General features: G+C 41.0%; 18 protein-coding genes. 4 read left to right on the forward strand and 14 right to left on the reverse strand.

Translation table 11 applies throughout. The annotated features are described in order from the left end of the window. Positions 1 to 117 precede the first annotated feature (117 nt). The 5 genes from NOL38_RS08460 to NOL38_RS08480 all read right to left on the reverse strand — a co-directional run bounded on the left by NOL38_RS08460 (position 118) and on the right by NOL38_RS08480 (position 4,670). Entirely contained in the window at positions 118 to 657 is a 540-nt protein-coding gene (locus NOL38_RS08460) for a DJ-1 family glyoxalase III (RefSeq protein ID WP_277941909.1), read from the reverse strand. A gap of 13 nt (positions 658 to 670) precedes the next feature. Continuing rightward, positions 671 to 1,900 carry an FtsW/RodA/SpoVE family cell cycle protein gene (locus tag NOL38_RS08465; protein ID WP_012027447.1) on the reverse strand — a complete coding sequence of 410 codons (1,230 nt, stop codon included), beginning with the start codon at positions 1,898 to 1,900 and terminating at the stop codon, positions 671 to 673. A gap of 449 nt (positions 1,901 to 2,349) precedes the next feature. Continuing rightward, positions 2,350 to 2,592: a type B 50S ribosomal protein L31 gene (locus NOL38_RS08470; RefSeq protein WP_012027466.1), complete on the reverse strand. Its 243-nt coding sequence runs from the start codon at positions 2,590 to 2,592 to the stop codon at positions 2,350 to 2,352. A 118-nt stretch (positions 2,593 to 2,710) separates the two neighbouring features. Then, positions 2,711 to 3,739 carry an FAD:protein FMN transferase gene (locus NOL38_RS08475; RefSeq protein ID WP_277941910.1) on the reverse strand — a complete coding sequence of 343 codons (1,029 nt, stop codon included), beginning with the start codon at positions 3,737 to 3,739 and terminating at the stop codon, positions 2,711 to 2,713. After that, complete coding sequence (locus NOL38_RS08480) at positions 3,726 to 4,670, reverse strand: DHH family phosphoesterase (RefSeq protein WP_277941911.1); 945 nt, start codon at positions 4,668 to 4,670, stop codon at positions 3,726 to 3,728. Before NOL38_RS08480 ends, NOL38_RS08475 begins: the two co-directional genes overlap by 14 nt. 94 nt (positions 4,671 to 4,764) lie before the next feature. Here NOL38_RS08480 and NOL38_RS08485 point away from each other — a divergent pair, with 94 nt between their 5' ends. The 4 genes from NOL38_RS08485 (at position 4,765) to NOL38_RS08500 (ending at position 7,170) form a co-directional block, all read left to right on the forward strand. After that, positions 4,765 to 5,226, forward strand: a complete 462-nt coding sequence (locus tag NOL38_RS08485; protein ID WP_024392382.1) for a flavodoxin — start codon at positions 4,765 to 4,767, stop codon at positions 5,224 to 5,226. A gap of 140 nt (positions 5,227 to 5,366) precedes the next feature. After that, positions 5,367 to 5,636 (forward strand): 30S ribosomal protein S14, encoded by a 270-nt coding sequence (gene rpsN / locus NOL38_RS08490; protein ID WP_277941912.1) that lies wholly within the window; start codon positions 5,367 to 5,369, stop codon positions 5,634 to 5,636. A gap of 81 nt (positions 5,637 to 5,717) precedes the next feature. Continuing rightward, positions 5,718 to 5,996 carry a chorismate mutase gene (locus tag NOL38_RS08495; protein ID WP_277941913.1) on the forward strand — a complete coding sequence of 93 codons (279 nt, stop codon included), beginning with the start codon at positions 5,718 to 5,720 and terminating at the stop codon, positions 5,994 to 5,996. After that, positions 5,986 to 7,170: a chloride channel protein gene (locus NOL38_RS08500; protein WP_277941914.1), complete on the forward strand. Its 1,185-nt coding sequence runs from the start codon at positions 5,986 to 5,988 to the stop codon at positions 7,168 to 7,170. The genes NOL38_RS08495 and NOL38_RS08500 overlap by 11 nt, the downstream gene beginning before the upstream one ends. Positions 7,171 to 7,718: 548 nt before the next feature. Here the strand turns inward: NOL38_RS08500 and NOL38_RS08505 are convergent. The 9 genes from NOL38_RS08505 to NOL38_RS08545 form a co-directional block, all read right to left on the reverse strand. Next, the gene (locus NOL38_RS08505; protein WP_277941915.1) at positions 7,719 to 10,916 is read right to left on the reverse strand and encodes a glycoside hydrolase family 26 protein; all 3,198 of its coding nucleotides are present in this window, start codon (positions 10,914 to 10,916) and stop codon (positions 7,719 to 7,721) included. A 182-nt stretch (positions 10,917 to 11,098) separates the two neighbouring features. Beyond that, positions 11,099 to 12,490, reverse strand: coding sequence for a glycoside hydrolase family 1 protein (locus tag NOL38_RS08510; RefSeq protein ID WP_105096311.1), 1,392 nt, complete (start codon positions 12,488 to 12,490; stop codon positions 11,099 to 11,101). After that, positions 12,471 to 13,454: an acetylxylan esterase gene (locus NOL38_RS08515; protein WP_172008865.1), complete on the reverse strand. Its 984-nt coding sequence runs from the start codon at positions 13,452 to 13,454 to the stop codon at positions 12,471 to 12,473. The genes NOL38_RS08510 and NOL38_RS08515 overlap by 20 nt, the downstream gene beginning before the upstream one ends. A 1-nt stretch (position 13,455) precedes the next feature. After that, positions 13,456 to 14,094, reverse strand: a complete 639-nt coding sequence (locus NOL38_RS08520; RefSeq protein ID WP_172008867.1) for an SGNH/GDSL hydrolase family protein — start codon at positions 14,092 to 14,094, stop codon at positions 13,456 to 13,458. Between the two features lie 2 nt (positions 14,095 to 14,096). Further along, positions 14,097 to 14,969, reverse strand: coding sequence for an ROK family protein (locus NOL38_RS08525; RefSeq protein WP_172008869.1), 873 nt, complete (start codon positions 14,967 to 14,969; stop codon positions 14,097 to 14,099). Between the two features lie 8 nt (positions 14,970 to 14,977). Then, the gene (locus NOL38_RS08530; RefSeq protein WP_105096314.1) at positions 14,978 to 15,691 is read right to left on the reverse strand and encodes a GntR family transcriptional regulator; all 714 of its coding nucleotides are present in this window, start codon (positions 15,689 to 15,691) and stop codon (positions 14,978 to 14,980) included. Between the two features lie 129 nt (positions 15,692 to 15,820). Then, positions 15,821 to 18,046 carry an alpha-galactosidase gene (locus NOL38_RS08535; protein WP_277941916.1) on the reverse strand — a complete coding sequence of 742 codons (2,226 nt, stop codon included), beginning with the start codon at positions 18,044 to 18,046 and terminating at the stop codon, positions 15,821 to 15,823. After that, positions 18,030 to 18,623, reverse strand: coding sequence for a hypothetical protein (locus NOL38_RS08540; protein WP_277941917.1), 594 nt, complete (start codon positions 18,621 to 18,623; stop codon positions 18,030 to 18,032). Before NOL38_RS08540 ends, NOL38_RS08535 begins: the two co-directional genes overlap by 17 nt. 27 nt (positions 18,624 to 18,650) lie before the next feature. Next, positions 18,651 to 19,478, reverse strand: a complete 828-nt coding sequence (locus NOL38_RS08545) for a carbohydrate ABC transporter permease (RefSeq protein ID WP_256767590.1) — start codon at positions 19,476 to 19,478, stop codon at positions 18,651 to 18,653. Position 19,479 lies beyond the last annotated feature (1 nt).

Genomic DNA, 19,479 nt, shown 5'->3' on the forward strand with positions numbered 1-19,479 from the left:
TGGTTGAACACTTTTCATTATAGGTCATATGGGACTTTTTTCTATACTCAAAAAGGCTCCATAATTTCCATGGTGGATTTACCCACTACAGAAATTATAGAGCCCTTCTTCATTACTTTAACTATGATAAACCATTGTTTGAGCTAGGCTTTCCCCATCTCCACCAAATAAATCAACCAATTTATAGGCGAAATCCAAACTTGTTCCAGCACCTCGGCTAGTGATAATTGGACCATCAACGACCACATTCTCTTCCAGATGAATACCTGATGGAATGTCTTTTTCTTTCCCTGGGAAACATGTATAGTGACGACTATCTAACAAACCAGCCTTATCCAGAACAATTGGTGCCGCACAAATTGCTGCTACTGATTTTCCTGATGCAACCGCTCTTTGCAATTCCGTAATTAGTGACTCTGAATCTCTAAGGTGAACAGAACCTGGCATTCCTCCTGGTAAAACAATCAGATCAAAGGAAGACAGGTCTCCATCAAAGACTTGGTCAGTTTGAACACGAATACCGTGCGATCCCTCCACTTCATGACTATCTAAACCAACAATCTGACAGTCAAAATGAGCTCGACGGAATACATCTACAGGGGCCAATGCTTCGATTTCTTCAAAACCATCGGCTAAAACAACCGCAACTCTTGTCATATAAACCAACTTTCTAACGTTTTATCGTAATTTTTCTATAGCGACGTGATCGATTTGTTTCCTTCTCATCAGCTAATCGTGACTGATACCCCATTGACAGCACTAGACCAACACCAATCAAATTTGAAACCATGGACGAGCCACCTTGGGAGATAAACGGTAAAGGAATACCTGTTAAAGGTAACAAACCAGTTGCAGCGCCAACATTTTCAAACACATGGAACAAGAGCATCATGATATAGCCAGTTGATATGTAGGTGTAGTATCGATTGTTTGACTTCAACGTTACCCGCAGCATTCGATAAATGAGCAACAAGTATAGTCCAATCAATACCGTCCCACCAATAAAACCAAAGTCCTCTCCAATCACCGTAAAAATCATATCACTTTCTCGAACAGGTATAAGAAGATTTGTTTTATTGAAACCTAGTCCTTTTAAGCCACCACTTCCGATAGCTATCAAACTTTGAGCTTGCTGGTAGGTCGTTGATTGGGCATTTTTAAAGGGATCAAGCCAGGCTGCAATACGATTGATTTTATAAGTATCCATCCCCAAATTGTGGAGAAATGTTGTTCCACCAGGAGAAATAAAAATCAGCATAAATCCACCAACCAAAACGATCCCCGTTAAGGCAGTCGGTAATAGAATTTTCCAAGAAACTCCTGATAATAGAAGCATTCCGCTAAAGATTGCTACAAATACTAAGGAAGTTCCTAAATCTTTCTGTAAGGCCAACAAAATCAGGACAGGGATAGTAAACAGTGTCATATAACCAATCAACATAAAATCCTCACGAATTTTTCGATTTGGATAATATTTATGAAAGGTGACAATCACCCTTGACAACATAATGATGTAGGCAATTTTCATAAATTCGGATGGTTGAAAAAGAGTCATTCCACCAATCGTTACCCAGTTTTTTGCTCCCGTTGACGCTACTAAGTCTGGACTGTAGAAAAACAAAGGCAATACCATAAGTCCTAGCCCAAGTACGTACAAGTAAGGTGTGATTTGCCACAGAAACTTAGTGGAAAAGAACATGACCAAAAAAGCTGCCACTGTTCCAATTCCTATCCAAGCAATTTGTTGACCAACCATCTGTACAACATTATCCGGATAATCTTGACTAACCGCAATGTAGAGAGAAATAATCCCCACAACTAATAAAAAAAAGACCGGTAAAATAAGTGAGTAGTCTACTCGACTATCGATTGTGCCCCTATTTTTCATCAATTTCCTCATACTTTCACTTCAAATTCTTACTCGTTCCATTATAGCAGAAATCATCTCTCATTGAAACTAAAAATCTAGTTACATCAGTGGGGATACGATTTATACTAAACGAAAATCAAAAGTAGCCTAGGAAACGAAGTCGAAGATAGAACTGGAGTTCATCAAGGCAAGTTGACAACGGATAATTTTGATTTTCGAAGAGTATTACTAGTGAACAAATCATAAAATACGTATATCTTCATACCTTCGAACAGGCTGAAATATAATGCTTTACCTTCACACACCCCATAAGTTTGCTCAATTCATGAGTATGTAAACCAATGGCAATCATTTTGGCAATCACGCACGAAAAAAGCCCTCTCTTATTTCTAGAGTTAAAGAAAAAATGGTCCACTGGACCATAACTCGCTCTTTTATTTTCAAGCTCGTGAAAAAACAGTCCGTTAAGGACTGTTTTTTTATTTGAGACCGTATTTTTTGTTGAAGCGATCCACACGTCCATCTGCTTGAGTGAACTTTTGACGTCCAGTATAGAATGGGTGTGAGTCTGATGAAATTTCCACACGGATCAATGGGTAAGTTTCACCTTCGAATTCAACTGTTTCGTTAGATTTCTTAGTTGAACCGCTAAGGAACTTGTAGCCAGTAGTTGTGTCCATGAAGACAACAGTGCGATATTCTGGATGGATATCTTTTTTCATTTTAAAATTCCTTTCTGCCATGGACTCTTTCCGAGCCATAGATTATAACCATTTAAGTTTACCAAAAGTTTGTTCTTATGGCAAGTCTTTTTACCTATTTTTTTAATATTTTTTCAAGTTATAGTACGGAAGCACCTGAAGCAAGGTCAGAAGTTACTCTGGCGCCAAATCCCCCTCTTGAAGGACTGCCCAAGCTATCAGAAATTCTTTCTTTACCAGCAAGAACTTTCTCAGAAAGCCCTGAGGTCACTAGAATCCTGCCATCCAGCCCAATCAGAACCGCCTCGATACCGTCAGTTTCTTCTACCATCTTATAAATCCGAGTTATTTCTTGACCAAACAGTCGAGTCGTCCAAATCTCACCGTCAACAGATTGTTTGGACACAATGGTCAAACTAGCCAGCTGCGACTCCATTGGATAGCCGGTCTCAGGACTCAAAATATGATGATAGGTCTTTCCATTCACGGTAAGGGTTCTTTCGTAAATACCAGAGGTGACTACTGATTCTTCTCCTATTTTGAGGACGAGGGCATTTTCACCACGTGGTTTCTGAGGATCCTGTATACCAATTCGCCAATAGCCATCTGCATTGTGAGGAGCTTGACCAAGGGTCAGGACGTTGCCACCCAGGTTAATCAGTCCAGCCTCCACACCTATTCTTTTAAGGAAGTCGACAATCTTATCTGCCACATATCCTTTAGCAAGAGCACCCAAGTCGATCGCCATGCCTTCTTTTTTCAAATAGACTGTCTGCTCCTCATCATCTAATTCAATGTCCCTTGGATTGATGAGTTGGAGTTTTTCACTGATCATTTCTTGGGTTGGAAGTTTGGCATCGCTAAACCCAATCCGCCAGCTTTGCACAAGGGGACCAATGGTAATATTCAAAAAAGATCCCTGAGCCAGACTGTGTTCTTTGCCCAATTTAATCAATTCATACAGGTCATCGGCAACTGGAACTGCTTGAACACCTGCGTTTAGATTGACTTCCATCAATTCAGACGTCAAATCATTGGCAGAGAATCGGTCCTTATATAGATAAAGCAACTCTTCGACCTGATCTAAAATTGGTTCTGCATCTGGATGCCATATTTTAGTTTCTATGATGGTTCCCATTAGACGAAGGGAGCGACTACTTGCTTGCATTCCTCACGACCTCTTGAATTTCTTGGTAGATTTGCTCATTTTCGGAAAGGGAATAGGAGTTAGCACCGCTGGCTAGTGGGTGGCCACCGCCATCGTGGCGTTTAGCAACCTCGTTAATTGGAAGATACTTGCTGCGTAAGCGAACCCTGTAATTTCCGTCAGTTTGTTCCACAAAAATCCCCCAAGATTGAACGATTCCAATCCGTCCTGGAGCCCCGACGATAAAGGAAGTGTCCGCATCGGTCACCCCGTATTTTTTGAGAATATCTTGTGTCAAAATGACCCGTGCCGCACCATGTTCATCCACTTCCAAGTTGTCGTAGACGTAACCTGTCAACTTGGCAATCTTGAAATCAATGGTATCCATCTGGCGAGACATCCTTGCAAAGTCAAAATCTTCTTGGCGGAGACGAGCAACAATCTCAAAGGTTCGCGAGCTGGTAGCTGGATAGAGAAAGCGGCCTGTATCGCCCACAATTCCTGCATAGAGTAGACGTGCAATCTCTCCATCTAGTTCTAGTTGGCATTGGATGGCCAGTTCCGTAATCATTTCACTGCAAGAACTAGCTTCCGTATTGACCCAGAGCAGGTCACCATAAGGCTCTTCATTGGGATGATGATCGATTTTAATCAAGAAATTTCCTTGAGTATAACGGTCGTCATCCACACGCGCCGTATTGGCAGTGTCTGTCACGATAACCAAGGATCCTTGATAATCTTGGTCTGCAACTACGTCCATTCCTGCCATCCAAGCAAGATTTGGTTCCTCAAAACCGGTTACCTTGATGGTTTTTTCAGGAAAATTCTTCTGCAAGAGTTTCTGCAAGCCAACTTGACTACCAATGGCATCCGGATCTGGTCGTTTATGTCGGTGAATAATAATCGTGTCGTATTCGTGAATTTTTTCAATAATTTTACTGTAAATTGTCATAGCAACTCCTTTTCATCATTTTAGCATAAACTTCCCCTTTTGAAAATGATGGGAGTGTGGTATAATGGAATTACTATGTAATTTGGAGGAAATTATGGCACTAGCAAAAATAGTTTACGCTAGTATGACTGGTAACACAGAAGAAATTGCTGACATCGTCGCCAGTAAGCTAGAAGAGTTGGGCGTTGAAGTACAGGTTCATGAATGTACTACTATTGAAACCGAAGAAATCTTGGATGCGGACCTCATCGTGGTAGCCAGCTACACCTATTCTTACGGTGGAGACGGTGAGCTTCCAGATGAAATTGTTGATTTCTATGCTGACCTAGCTGACTTAGATTTGACCGGTAAGGTCTACGGTGTTTGTGGTTCTGGCGATACCTTCTATGATGACTTCTGTAGTGCAGTAGATGACTTTGATGTTATGTTGGGTTCACGTGGTGCAACTAAGGGTGCCGAAAATGTTAAGGTAGACCTTGCCGCTGAAGATGAGGATATTGTTAACCTTGAGCAATTCGCGACAGACCTTGTTGCTAAACTAGATACAATGAATTAACTGACAGACAGACTGGCTTATCAATAGGTCTAGTCTGTTTTCTTTTAGCCTTTTATTAAGATTGTACACCTATTGCTTGCAATCTTAATAGTTTTGCTATATAATTAACTGGTTAAGTTTTTTTGAAAAAGGAGAATTTTATGGCTAAAAAATCAAAAATGGCACGCTATCAGAGACAATTGGAGTTAATCGAGCGCTATGCGGATTTACGTAAAAGTCTCAAAGAAAAAGGTGACTATCAAGCACTTCGAAAATTGCCTCGCGACTCAAATCCAAATCGACTGAAATACCGCGACAGGACCGATGGCCGTCCGCATGCTTATATGCGAAGATTCGGTGTGAGTCGGATTACCTTCCGTGAATTAGCCCATCTTGGTCAACTTCCTGGGGTAAAAAAAGCAAGTTGGTAACTTCCTCAAACAAGGCTAGTATTTTGCCTTGTTTTTTGCTATACTAAAAAACAACTGAAACAATATACGGAGGTTTATAAGATGAATTTGGATTGCATCCGCGAACAGATTAACATGATTGATAGCCAATTGGTTGAACTACTTGAAAAACGAATGGAGTTGGTCGACCAAGTTACAGCCTATAAACGAGCAACAGGTAAGCCTGTTTTGGATACCAGCAGAGAAAATGCTGTCCTTGAAAGAGTTGGAAAATTAGTTCAAAAAGATGATTACCGCTCTGCCATTCAAGCAACCTTTAGCGATATTATGGCCCAATCAAGAACCTATCAATCTTCCAAGTTAGCGAATCATGAGCAATAAGATGAAACAAGCCATCCAACTCCTTTTCTTTTCCAGCTTAATTGGAGTCGGTGCAGGAATAATCACCACACTTTTTGGGAAAATTCTACTAGGGATTGGAGACTTACGGTCTGAATATTTTACTTTTCTAATCCCCTTTCTACCACTTGCAGGGTTGCTGATTGTTTTCATTTATCAAAAATGGGGGAGGGAAGTCCAAGCAGGTATGGGCTTAGTCTTCAAAGCTGGACAAGGGGAGCTAGTGCAAATTTCTCCAGTTCTCATTCCACTCATCATCTCTACAACTTGGCTCAGTCATCTTGTCGGTGCTTCCGTTGGTCGCGAAGGTGTAGCTGTCCAACTTGGAGCCAGTCTCTCACACTGGTTACAAAAACATGGTTTCACACACTTGCCCAAAGATATGATAACAAAGATTGGTATGGCCGCAGGTTTTGCAGGGCTATTTCAAACACCATGGGCTGCTAGTTTCTTTGCCATTGAGGTATTAATCGTTGGCCAATATTCTTGGACTAGTCTCCCCTATTGTCTAGTTGCCGCTTTCACGGCTTCTACTATTTCCCATTTATTGGGATTAGAGAAATTTTCGCACACTATTTCATCTTTTTCATTCCAGTTTACAGATAGTTTCAAATGGCTATTTATTGCCCTTTGCTTCGGTTTCATCGGCAATTTATTTGCTTGGTTTCTGGCGCAAGCAAAAAGCATCTCAACTCGATGGCTTCCAAATCCTTACATTAAAATAGCTATCATGGGAGTTGGACTGACCGTTCTACTATTTTGCTTCCATCAAGGTCGTTATACTGGTCTAGGAACCAATTTGATTGATGCCAGTTTAGCTGGGGAACAGGTGTTTGCTTTCGATTGGCTACTAAAACTCCTACTAACCTGTCTTTGTTTGGCTGCAGGTTTTCAAGGAGGCGAAGTTACTCCGCTCTTTGCGATTGGAGCAAGTTCTGGGGCTGTTTTAGCAGGATTACTAGGTCTACCAACTGAACTTGTTGCAGCCCTTGGGTATTGTGCCGTATTTGGAACAGCCACCAATACCTTACTGGCTCCTCTCTTCATTAGTTATGAAGTATTCGGCGCTAATATCCTGCCCTATGCTATTCCTGTACTTGCCATAGCTTATCTTATAAACAGAAAACAGACTATTTATGGGGTGCAGGTGAGATGAACTATTGGATTCATAGTTTGCCCCTTTCTTACCCCTCGGTTACATTTTAGAAAAAACAAAACCCTTGAAAACATTGATATTTCAAGGGTTTTTACTATACATTTATCTCCCCTGCAGGAAAATTCAGGTTAAATTGAGTTAAAATTAATATTAAAAATTGGATATTATCAAGATATTATCATTTACTGAGTATATGTAAAAAATAAAAGGTTGAACAAATGGTTGAACGGATTTATTTTTTCATCGTCTATTAGCAACAAACCGAACTAAGTCTGTGATTTTTTGTTATTAATATTATCTACTGAACTTTTACTGAAGACAAATAGAGATTCACTACACGTCAATAGACGGTAGAACCCTTGATTTAATGCGATTTTTGAAAGATGAACTTTCACTATATTACAGTACAAATCAGTCGAATCACTACCTTTTTTGAAATAAGATTTTGATTCGGATAAGTAATAAACCCACTGGCTCATTATAAGTCAGTGGTTTTTTGAATTAAGGAGAGTCTTGCTCCAAGCTATTTTAGGAGATGAGTATTAATTTCATTTTTTCAATTTAAAACATCGAACTGCTGACAAGAGTCCTAGACCTAACACTATAAAGGATAAACCGCTGCCATCACCTGTCTGTGGTAAGGATTTAGAAGCTATCTCAGAAGTTTGTTCTGTCATATCTGCCCTAACATCTAGCCGACTTCTAGTTTGTAAAATGTGACCACAAGGGATCGGTGATTGATGTTTCGTTTCATTTTTTTGGGGATTCACTTGCTCAATTGGGACTGATTCATGCATTTTATTCTGTACCTCTTCTATCATTGAGTTTAGTGGCGTTTCAACTGATTGGTCCCCATTTGAATCTTCTCGTATTGGATTTCCATCCTTACTTTGTTCTTCTTTTTCTACAGGTGAACTTGGTGCACCGTCTGCAGATGGTTCTTCTTCTAAACTTTCCTCGTTCCCCTTGTCTTCTAACTCAGCAAGGTCTTTTATTATAGCAATCTTGTCAATCTGTACTTGAATTGGCCCTTCACTACCTTGCCCCAAGAACTCAATACCAATTTCACGTGTATTAAAACGCTCCGCAATCTCTGACAAATCGAATCGTAAATCCGTCCACTGGTCATTAACTATTGCCATTTCATTATTAAGCCATTGCCAACTATCACCAACTTTGACGTAGAGTTTGGCTTGAACAGGAGAACTTGTTTTTAGTTTAACAACATACCAATTATAGTTGGATAGGTCTTGATTGGCTTGGAGATTGATTTCTGTTTTCTGATCTTTTTCACCAGAAATAGTGGCAACAAGCTGTCCAGCTTCTGTCTTCAAATCAGTACCGTTCCATTTTTCAACTCCCTCATCAAAGCGATAAATCGTCGGTTGATAAGTTGCTACTTCTGGCTCATATTTGTCCACGATTTCAGGTAAATCTTCTCTAGTGACTGCTTGAATATCATCGACGTAAAGAGTACCAGTCCCTTTTTCGCCTCCCAAATATAAGGCGAATTGGGTTACTTGGCCTAATCCAACTTGATCAATGCGTGCACTTTGATTGCCTTCCCAAGCAGCTGGTAGAAATTCAGCGAGTGGCAAGCTGACGAGACCTTCGAATGCTTCGTTCAAGGCAATATTTTTCTCATAGCTGACATTGCCAATGCGTATTTGGACAGTCAAGTGTTGAGGATAACCGCTATGTTTGAGCCAGAAACTTAAAGCGTTGGCTCCTTGCCAATTTTTTTCAAAGGAAATTTGGCGTCCAGCATAGCCTTTATCTCCAACTTCATAGTCATAAACCATGCCATATTTGCCTTCTTGCTTTTGGTTTTCAGATAAGCTAATTTGAATCTTATCCCCGTTCGATGAGTAAGCTTGGTGCAGTAAAACATTGTCTCCAAAATATTGCTCAAAAGTATCAACTATAAGGGGGGATTCTGTGTTCTGCGTGAAACGAGAATATAGTTTTACTTGCTCCTGCTTGGTTTCCTGTCCCTTACTGGTGTATAGGATGGTTGCAATCAAGACTTGATTGTCTAACTCAACTGGAAGTGTAATAGTTGCTGTAAAATACTGACCTTCCTTGGAAAGCTGATAAATTTGGTCGCCAATTGTCACGGATACGGCATCATCCTCCTGACTTGGCTTAACTATAACTTTGACCTCTTGCTGACCAATAATATCCCCATTTGCTGGACGGATCAGATAGGTTGAATTAGTTACGGGACTTGTTTGGAAATTCTTACCCTTTCCATAAATTTGGCCCACTTCCTTGGCAAATACAGTATTGGCATACTGATAAAATCTTTCAAAGTCTGGCAATAATTCATGGTCTCCACCAAGGCTACCATTGACATCACGATAAGGAACGTAGAGGTTATTAGGCAGACCAAAATTTGCCCAAGTCAGCATGTAGGCAATTTTAGAGGCCTTTTGGTCAGATTGAATGGTGTTAAAGATGCGGCTATACCAATCTAAGGTATTGCCGGTTTTATTGAGACCTTGGGCGCTATAGCCAAATTCTGTCAAGGCTGCTACTTTCCCTTTTTGTTCTGCTAAGTCCACTATCATGGAGAGGTCTTTCACCAAGCCTGAAAGGAATTGTTCTGACCCTGCATTGTCTTTTGAATCATAGGAATCTATTCCTAAAATGTCCACATAAGCATCACCAGGATAGGTCTCTAAATAACGTTCTTGGTCCCCAGGTGTAGCTGTATTTGGCGAATATACATAGAGGATATTATGAATATTTTTCTGGTCACGAAGATATTCAACAGTGTAGCGATAAAGAGCCTTGTATTGGTCGGGTTTGGTTGTGCTGGCACCCCACCAGAACCAAGAACCATTCTGCTCGTGGAAGGGACGAAAAATAAGTGGAATATCCTTACCTTCATCATCCTTTAATCCCTCAGCCAGACTGGCAATTCGATCCAACCATTGATTAAACTCTGTGTTTTTCGTACCACCTGGTAGAATTTCAGACACGACATTGCCAGAGCTATCATTGAAATTTCCACCCGTCACAAAATTATAGGGGTGCATACTGAGAACGACTGCCCCTCCTAGTTTGTGAGCAGTTTTCATGGATTCGATGACATTGTTCAAGCTTTGTTCAGGATCCCCTGCCACGCCAGGCTTTTCATGACCGTCTAGAGATAGCGTATCCCAACCAAAAATTGCAGGATAATCCCCAACAGCATTTTTTACCTCAGATTCAGTCGAGCCTGCTCGACTGCCTTCACTGGTCAAGCTCACTCCTTCATCAAGGGCATGCTGTTGCCCAAACAAGATGTCTGGACTGGCCGCCTTTTCCTTGAGATAGTCCAGTAATTCCTTGGTCTCCTGACTGGCCTTCTCATCAACCATATTGAGAACCACACTATCTCTTGTACTTTCAGTCTCCACCCCTTCAGTAGCTACAACCTCCTCTGTTGTCTCTGACTGAATCTCTGTTACAACTCCTGTTTCTTCACTACTAGGCTCATCAGTCTTTACTTCAACAATTTGTGGAGCAGATGTAGCTTGTGTTTCCGTATTTTCATCTGAGACTTTGATTTCAGAGTTTCCATCGGGAACCGCTTTCATTTCTGTGTTGACAGAAAGTTCCCCTACTGGTGAAGGAATAACTTCTGTTGAAAGAATAGGGTCCGAACTTGTTTCTTCCGCCATAACAGCATGCCCTCCCAACATACAACTAGCCACCAAAACACCTGCTAAAACACTTGATTTCGTCAGTCTGTTTCCCATTTTAGACTCCTTTTTATCTATTTTTTCCAAAAATTGACCGCAAAAAAGAGCGATTATTGTAAAACCGCTCTCCATCAAAAAATGAACCGATGTCATCGGGAGGTCAAACCTCCCATGGCAAAGCACTACTTTTCACACTTAAAGGACCTGATGTCCTTTGCACAAGGTGTTCCAGCAGCTTCTTAGTTCAATCCATTTTGACCAGCAACAGTTTTAAACCACTCACCTGATTTTTTAATGGTTTTCACCTGCGTATGGATATTATTTGAGATAAATCCATAGCGATTGCGATAAGCATTGGTCCATGACCAGCAATCAATCGGCGTCCAGAGGTGATAACCAAAGCAATTAGAACCTTCTTGGATTCCCTTATGAAGAAATTCCAGATGCTCACGGATAAAATCAATCCGATAGTCATCTTGAATCTGACCACTCTCATCCAAGAACCGTTCTTCTCGTGAAACTCCCATACCATTTTCAGAAACAAACCATGGAATATTCTTGTAATTGTCACGAATATTGATGGCAATATCATACATGGCTTCAGGATAGATTTCCCAGCCCTTATCAATATTCATCCGACGTCCAGGCATGTCATAATGGTCATAATATCGGTTAGGCATCCAGTCACCTACAGAATTTGGAGCGATGTCTGGCGCCTTCACACGGTTTGGATGGTAGAAGTTGACCCCAAGGAAATCCACAGTGTTGTTCTTGAAAATAGCAGCATCTTCAGGTTCTGTTTGCCAGATAACCTTGTCGCGTCTCAAGACTTCCTCTAGTTCTGCTGGAAAATGTCCGTAGATAGCTGGTTCCAAGAACATCTTATTGTTCCAGAGTTCAGCAAATTTAGCTGCTTCTTGGTCAGCTGGCGCTTCTGAGGCTGCATAGGTTGGCGTCAAGTTCAAGACTGTACCAATGCGTCCGCCATCCTTATCCAAGCCTAACTCACGGAATTTGGAAATGGCTTTGGCAGAGGCAAGGTTGAGATGATAGGCTACCTGAACAGCTTTTTTCCCATCCACTATTTTAGGATAATGGAATTGATAAAGGTACTCTCCATCCACAACGACCATTGGCTCATTATGAGTTGTCCATTCTTTGACACGGTCACCGAAGTGTTTGAAGGCCTGCTCCGCAAAGCCAACATAGAGGTCCACCACATGACGAGACTCCCAGCCACCGTACTTGTGATAGAGCTCAACTGGCAAGTCAAAATGGTGTAAGTTCATCACTGGGCGAATACCATTTTCAATGAAACAATCAATCACTTGATTGTAGAAAGCAATCGCATCCTGATTGACCGTATTGGTTTCCAAATCATCAATCAAACGCGTCCATTGGATAGAGGTCCGCACACTGTTGAGACCAACCTCTTTCATGAGAGCAATATCTTCACGAAAACTGTTGTAAAAGTTAGACGCCGTATCGGGACCAACTTGATTGTAGAAAACTTCTGGCTCTATCTCATACCAGTAGTCAAACATATTGGCGTGTTTTTTAGCAAAACGCCCTTCGCTTTGGGGACCAGATGTGGCTGCTCCCCACCAAAAATTAGCTGGAAATTCTTTCATCATCTTCTCCTTCTGCACATAATCGTTGATGCATCATATCGTTAAATTTCGGTAAATACTCATGTCCAAATTCTGGATAAAAGAGTAATTCTTTTTCTGATTGTAATTGATTATAGACCGCAAATTGCGTTTTGGGGTGGCAGATTCGATCTTCTAGAGCCATACCCCACAAGACTTTGGCTTGAACCCGTGACACCAAGTATTGGATGTCAATGTAATCCAGGGCACTAAATACCGCTTCTTCCGTTTCATGTAACGGATCTCGAAATCGGAAATAATAAGGGATTTCTTCATAGGCTGATTGTTCTGCTTGTAGTCCATAGGCTTCTCTAAAGTCACTGAGAAATGGATATTGGACAAAGCTGGCCTTTACCTGCGGACAAAGACTGGCACAAACCAAGGCTAATGCCCCTCCTTGGGAAACGCCATAACTATACATACGTTTACTGTCAACCTCAGGCATCGATTTCACAATCTGAGTAAGCTGATAAATGGCTTGGTAGACCCGCTTATAAAATAAATTCTCCGGACCTTCCTCCACTCCTCTGAGTAAATGTCCTTTGAGAGTTCCTCCCTTTGTCTGGCTAGAATCCTGAGAAGCGCCACCCTGTCCAGGAACATCCATAGCTACAACCATATAGCCCAAGGAAACCAGAGTCAATTTATCAGACCAGTCTCCGACATTGGTGTGATAGCCGTGAAATTGAAAGATGACTGGATATTTCTCTATTGCTCCCTTGGGTTTCAAAATTTGACAGACAATCCTAGAGCCGTCCAAAGCTGAAAAAACAAGTTCAAAACAATCTGCAAGCGGACTTTTAAAAGAGACTGGTCTCAACTGATAGTCTAGACCTTTTTCATCAACCCCATTCAAAGCTCTTTCCCAGAATGCATCAAAATCTTTTGGTTTTGATTGACTACCACCATAGTCACCCCAAAGTGTTAGAGCATCTTTCGTTCTCATCCTATACCTCCACCTGCAAACGTTTGAGAACCTCATTCCCAATAAACGCTGCACCTGCTAGTGTCGGATGGACACCATCTTCACCTGTCAAGTACTGTGCAGAGTGGAGAATGGCTTGTTCATTTAGTAGTCCATCTAAGGGAACTAGTTCCAAATCAAATTCCTGAACCAAGCGTCGCACAATCTGAATTTTAGGATCTAAATCAACTCGCCATTCCCGTCTATCCAAGGGATAAGGCAGGACAAAGGGCTCCATAACCAGGATTCGTTCTACTCCTGCCTTTTTCAAACTCGTCAGTAGTTTGCGATACTCCTGTTCAAACCTATCCTGCTCTGCATGACTTCCAAATGATTCTAGGCCAACAGTATGCCAAACGTCATTGATTCCCACCATGAGTAAGATGGCTGTCGGGTTGAGGTCAAGACATTCATAAATACGGGCATTCAAATCTGCAACCTTGTTTCCACCAATTCCCCTGTTATAGAAAGAAAAACGGGCTTGTGGATACCGAGCGGCTAATTGGCCTGCAACGTGATTAACATAACCATGTCCCAAGCTTCCTGCATCATTCTTATCTCGCCCCCACTCTGTAATTGAGTCTCCGAAAAAGACGATGGTATCATCCTTGTATAGCTTCATATTTATTCTCCATATTGGCTCACAAAATGGGCAGCTGCGCCAAGTAAGTTGGCATCATTTCGGTATTGGCAAGCTTCCAGTTTGAATGTCAAATCTGTAGCATCCGCCTCTAAAATAATCTGGTCTAGGCGCTTTCTGACTTCCTCTACCAATTCTTCCCGAACGGAAATGCCTCCACCAATTGCAACAAGTTCTGGATTTACAGTCATCAACACATTGTAAATTCCGATAGCTAGACTCTGATAGATGCCTTCCACTACCTGTCTGGCCTTTTCATGTCCTTGGTCAGCCAGAGAAAACAAATCTTTTCCTGAGAAAGATTCAGCTATGCCTTCTGCCTGCGCAAAACGGTTTGCCACGTGAACAGGACTGACTAGGTGACTCAAGGTCATACCATCCTGGAGGATCATATAACCAAATTCCCCACCAAAGAGATTTTCCCCTTTTAGTAAGGAATTCCCCTGGGCAACAGCTCCACCTACTCCAGAACCAATGATGAAGAAGATAGATGATGCGCTATCCTTGGCTACTCCAAGATGCAATTCTGCCAAAGCTGCACAGTTGGCATCATTTTCAATCGAAACAGGTAGTCCAAATAAGTCACTCAACTCCTTTTGAATAGGAAAACGGTGTATATAGGGAATGGCACTCTTGCCATAAATGACTCCCTCTTCCGTATTGACAGAACCGGGACTGGAAAAAGCCACTCCTGTCAACTGATTTGCTGAAAATCTTTCTTGTAATTTTTTTAATTCAATTTTCATATCTTCCCAACTGTCTGGAGTTGGAAAAGAAGACTGATGGGAGAGTTGCCCCTGATTGTAGAGGGCAACTTTCACAGCAGTTCCTCCCATATCACAAACTAGTAAAGCCATATGTTCTCCTAATCTTGTCGAATCATCATTTCAATACTGAAGGTATCATAGCGATGGGTACTGATAGAATACTCAAAGGTTGTCCCGTTAGATAAAAAGCCAATTTGTTCCACTATACCAACAGGATCTCCTTGTTCTAATTCTAAATGTGTTACTTCAGAATCAGATGCTTTGCGAACTGTAATATTGCGGTGAGCACTTTGAATTTTCATCCCTAAGGTATCTTGAATATACTCATAGATAGATTCTTCTACATTTTTCAACCTTAAATCAGGTATGACTGAAACAGGCATAAAGGTATTTTCCATAACTAGTGGACTTCCATCTAATATCCGGACACGTTCAATGTCATAAACAAAACTACCAATTGGAATATTGAGCTTATTGGCTACTTTTTCTGACGCGGCAATTATTTCAAAATGCAAAACCTTACTGGTCACTGTACGAGTTGGGTAATATGCAGAGGTACCAATCATTTGACTGCCTACTACCATCTTCTCCATATCCTCTACTGATAAATCTTTGACAAACGTACCAGCCCCCCGACGTTTAATAATTAACCCTTCTGCAACAAGAATGTCCAAGGCTTTCTTAACCGTCATTTTACTAACTTCATAAACCTCACACAAATCCTTCTCAAAAGGAAGCTGGTCATTAGCTTTATAAATACCATCTAAAATTTTTCTTCTAACATCATTTGCAATCACATTATACTTTTCCATGATTGCCTCCTTCTAATCATTATCAGCTTAACAAACCAAGACAGCAGTTCATGTAATGGATTGATTGTCAAACAGAAAATACGAAAACGCTTTACTTTATTATATACCTACTCGTGACCGAATTCTTGTCTAGACCATTTTTAAATAAAATAATTTAGACGAAAAGTCGCCTGGCATCACTCTAGACCAGTACTCCACTTCACGGCCTAGATAATTTTCGTTCAATAATAGGCCGATCGTTTCCAAATCTCTCCCAAAGCGAAGTGTCTCAGACTGTTTTTCTTGTACTTTATAAGAAACATCTGCTTTTAATCCTCTTAATTTCAAGCGTTGATAGGTCGGATTCGGCTGGGCTAAAAGTTGAAAATGCCCAACTAAAGCCTCTGATTGATCTTGGCTCACAACCATCCATGCAACTCGGTTACTATCGCCTGTTTCTAGGCGGTAAAAATCTCCCTGCATCACCAACCCTTGATGGGATTTATACTCTTTAATTTGCTGCTTGATTTCTTCTTTTTCCTCTTCGGTCAACGCCAGAGGGTTTAATTCATAACCAAACATACCAAAGAAAGCTACATTCTTTCTCATATCGAGGGATGTGACGCGAGCAACTTGATGGTTGGGAACTGCTGAAACATGACTGCCCATACTAGACAGTGGGTAAAGCATAGAAGTTCCGGTCTGAATAGCCAATCGTTCTATTGCGTCTGTATCATCGCTAGTCCAAATTTGCGGACTGTAATAGAGCATACCAGCATCAAATCGTGCTCCTCCACCCGCACAGGATTCAATCAAGATATGTGGATAATTCTTGCTTAGGCGATTATACAAATCATAGACACCCAGAATATAGCGATGAGCCAGCTCTCCCTGCTGGTCTGGCAAATAGTCAGAAGAATAGGCCTCTGATATATAGCGATTCATATCAAGTTTCAGATAATCAATCGGAACCTCCTGCAAGATGGCATCCATCTGCCTATAAACCTCATCAACCACTTTGGGATTCCCAAAATTGAGGACATATTGGTTTCGACCTTGTGAAATATTTTTCTGCGGATGTCCAATGATCCAATCAGGATGCTCACGATATATAGGAGTATCTTCTGAAACCATCTCTGGCTCAAACCATAAACCAAATTGAAGTCCCATTGCATGAATCTTTTGGCCAAGACTGGCTAAACCATTTGGTAATTTTTCGTGGCTTTCAACCCAGTTCCCCAAGGAACCCTTATCACTATTTCGATTGCCAAACCAACCATCATCTAGGACAAATAAATCTACTCCTAGTTCCCTTGCTGCCTCTGCAATATCAAGTATCTTTTTCTCATCAAAATCAAAATAAGTTGCCTCCCAGCTATTTAAGAGAACAGGACGAGGTTTATTTTTCCAAGAACTCCGAATGAGATGCTCTCTAAAAAGATGATGAAAGGCCTGACTCATACCTGTCAATCCATTTTCGCTAAAAACCATGACAGCTTCAGGACTAACAAACATTTCATTTGGTTTCAATTGCCACTGAAACTGAAAAGGATTGATGCCTAATTGGACTCGTAGTCGGTCATAATTATCCAATTCTATTTGGGCACGGAAATTTCCACTATAGATCAAACCAAAGCCGTAGACCTGCCCCTGACTCTCTGTCGTTTGCGGTTGGCAAATAGCAAGGAAAGGATTGTGAACATGGCTACTAGCTCCACGCGTGGAGGAAACATGTTGAATTCCCCGATGAATTTTTTCACGTGATAGGTGATTTTCACGCGCCCAAGCTCCATCTAGGTGAAGCCATTCATACTGTTCATTGGGGAAGTCTAGGTTCAGACTAGCCAGTTGTTTTACAGAATACTCCTGCTGACCACCATTTCGTAAAATAGCCTGCCGTGTTATAACAGGCAAATCTCTGTAAATGGCATAGCGCAAGGTCAAATAGACATCCGAATAATCATCCTTCAGATAAACCTCCAAAACCTGAACCTGCTCTGCTTCACCAAAAGTTCCTGGCAGGGGCTCAAGGGCTACCTTTCCATCAAAAATCTTATATCCTTGATAGCGAAAATGACTGATAGAGTCTCCGTCTGGATAGGTCATTTCAAGAGCTGGGTAACGAAAATCTGTCGTTCCAAAAACGGGCATTTCTTGCTTGATATGTTCTAGGGAAGTCAATAATTTCCCAGCCACCAGATTATTTCCAGGCCGAATCTCTCGTTCTAAGAGCCAGTCGAACTGATCATAATCAGCAATTGAAGCGCCATAATAGAGATGTTCCAGTATTCCTGTATCTTCCATCACCCGAAAAACATAGGAAATGTGGTCATTTTTTAAATGAAAATATAAGTCTTGTTCATGAACCCGTATCATTCTTTTTTTCCTTTCTTAATTGACTGATTTTTGTAAGAACCAGACAATAGATGCCCGGCATGAAAAACCAGACAAGGAGATGTTTTGTAAGGGCAAGATAGAATAGAAGAGTTAAAATGGTGCCTTGCACAGCTACATCATTGAGATTGCGAGAAATCAAGTGCAAACTCATTGCCAAACTCTTTTTAAAATGAGGGCCAGCTACTCTTTGGTAATAGGGAAGCCAAACCATCAATACTAGCCAAAACATACTTCCCACAAGAAAGCCTAGCAAGAGCTGGTCTGAATAGTTTTGAAGCAAACCAAACCAGCTGACTAGGGATAATAGAAAAGCGAAGGTCATAAAGGAAGAAATGAGCATCTCTGAAACTTTGGATTCTTTAGAAAGATAATCCACTTCTTTTAAACTCACATAATAGGGCTGTGAACTTTCATATAGTGCCAAACAAGTTGCCAAGGCACCGTAACAACCGTAAACGAATCCTCTTCTCACCAAGCCCCACCAAAAATAGGTTGAGGCTTTAGCCAAGACATAGACTCCATTGATGGTTGCAATTAAACGAGATTGTTTCTCCATGAGTCCTCCTTTCTATCACATGATTGACTACTTAACAGAACCAGCCACCCCATTGTAAATGTATTTTTGGAGGGACAAGAATACAATTAAAATTGGCAAGATAACAATAATAACACCTGCTAGAATGACTGGCCAGTTAGTACCATATGGCCCTTTAAAGGCGAAGAGGGCTGTTGAAATCACCTTCAAATTCCGATCTGGCATATACAAGAACGGGCTATAGAAGTCATTATAGACACCTACACCACTGATAATCAACATGGTCACAATTGGGGCCTTTAAGTTTGGCAAAATAATTCTCCAGAAAATCCCAAAGTGACTTGCTCCATCAAGGTAGGCTGATTCATCCAATGAAATTGAAATTTCATCTAAATACTGCATAAAAACATAAACTGAGATCACATCAGTTCCCAAATTCAACAAGATAACAGCCCAAATAGTGTTAAACAAGCCAAGGGAATTAATGATTTGGAAGGTTGCTACTTGACTGGTAATCCCTGGAATCAACATAGCAATCATGAAAAGACCGAGAATCACTTTCTTCAATTTAAAATCAAAGCGACTCATTGCATAGGCAAACATGGACGCCAAGGTCAACTTCCCAATCATACTAGCCACAAAAATGATCAGCGTATTTTTAAAACCCAAAAGCATCTGTCCATTGACAAAGGCTGTTTTATAGTTTGAAAAATCCCAGGTTTTAGGAAAAGCGAGGACATTGCTGCTCAAAAATTCATTGTTTGATTTAAAGGAACCAATAAACACTACCAAGATGGGCAACAGTGCAACGACTGCTCCTAGAATGAGGACAAGGTATTGGAAGACCTTGCCAATTGTCAATTTCTCTTTTCTCATC

Origin of the sequence: Streptococcus suis, assembly GCF_029616525.1 — a bacterium.
In the GTDB taxonomy this organism is placed as follows: domain Bacteria; phylum Bacillota; class Bacilli; order Lactobacillales; family Streptococcaceae; genus Streptococcus; species Streptococcus suis_AF.

Excerpts from the sequence above, each read along its gene's own strand:
- NOL38_RS08460 (WP_277941909.1), bottom strand. The coding sequence starts at position 657 with ATGACAAGAGTTGCGGTTGTTTTAGCCGATGGTTTTGAAGAAATCGAA.
- NOL38_RS08525 (WP_172008869.1), bottom strand. The coding sequence starts at position 14,969 with ATGGCTTTACTAGTTTGTGATATGGGAGGAACTGCTGTGAAAGTTGCC.
- NOL38_RS08505 (WP_277941915.1), bottom strand. The coding sequence starts at position 10,916 with ATGGGAAACAGACTGACGAAATCAAGTGTTTTAGCAGGTGTTTTGGTG.
- NOL38_RS08495 (WP_277941913.1), top strand. The coding sequence starts at position 5,718 with ATGAATTTGGATTGCATCCGCGAACAGATTAACATGATTGATAGCCAA.
- NOL38_RS08480 (WP_277941911.1), bottom strand. The coding sequence starts at position 4,670 with ATGACAATTTACAGTAAAATTATTGAAAAAATTCACGAATACGACACG.
- NOL38_RS08520 (WP_172008867.1), bottom strand. The coding sequence starts at position 14,094 with ATGAAGCTATACAAGGATGATACCATCGTCTTTTTCGGAGACTCAATT.
- NOL38_RS08475 (WP_277941910.1), bottom strand. The coding sequence starts at position 3,739 with ATGCAAGCAAGTAGTCGCTCCCTTCGTCTAATGGGAACCATCATAGAA.
- rpsN (WP_277941912.1), top strand. The coding sequence starts at position 5,367 with ATGGCTAAAAAATCAAAAATGGCACGCTATCAGAGACAATTGGAGTTA.
- NOL38_RS08510 (WP_105096311.1), bottom strand. The coding sequence starts at position 12,490 with ATGAAAGAATTTCCAGCTAATTTTTGGTGGGGAGCAGCCACATCTGGT.
- NOL38_RS08545 (WP_256767590.1), bottom strand. The coding sequence starts at position 19,478 with ATGAGAAAAGAGAAATTGACAATTGGCAAGGTCTTCCAATACCTTGTC.
- NOL38_RS08500 (WP_277941914.1), top strand. The coding sequence starts at position 5,986 with ATGAGCAATAAGATGAAACAAGCCATCCAACTCCTTTTCTTTTCCAGC.
- NOL38_RS08515 (WP_172008865.1), bottom strand. The coding sequence starts at position 13,454 with ATGAGAACGAAAGATGCTCTAACACTTTGGGGTGACTATGGTGGTAGT.
- NOL38_RS08535 (WP_277941916.1), bottom strand. The coding sequence starts at position 18,046 with ATGATACGGGTTCATGAACAAGACTTATATTTTCATTTAAAAAATGAC.
- NOL38_RS08465 (WP_012027447.1), bottom strand. The coding sequence starts at position 1,900 with ATGAGGAAATTGATGAAAAATAGGGGCACAATCGATAGTCGAGTAGAC.
- NOL38_RS08530 (WP_105096314.1), bottom strand. The coding sequence starts at position 15,691 with ATGGAAAAGTATAATGTGATTGCAAATGATGTTAGAAGAAAAATTTTA.
- NOL38_RS08485 (WP_024392382.1), top strand. The coding sequence starts at position 4,765 with ATGGCACTAGCAAAAATAGTTTACGCTAGTATGACTGGTAACACAGAA.
- NOL38_RS08540 (WP_277941917.1), bottom strand. The coding sequence starts at position 18,623 with ATGGAGAAACAATCTCGTTTAATTGCAACCATCAATGGAGTCTATGTC.
- NOL38_RS08470 (WP_012027466.1), bottom strand. The coding sequence starts at position 2,592 with ATGAAAAAAGATATCCATCCAGAATATCGCACTGTTGTCTTCATGGAC.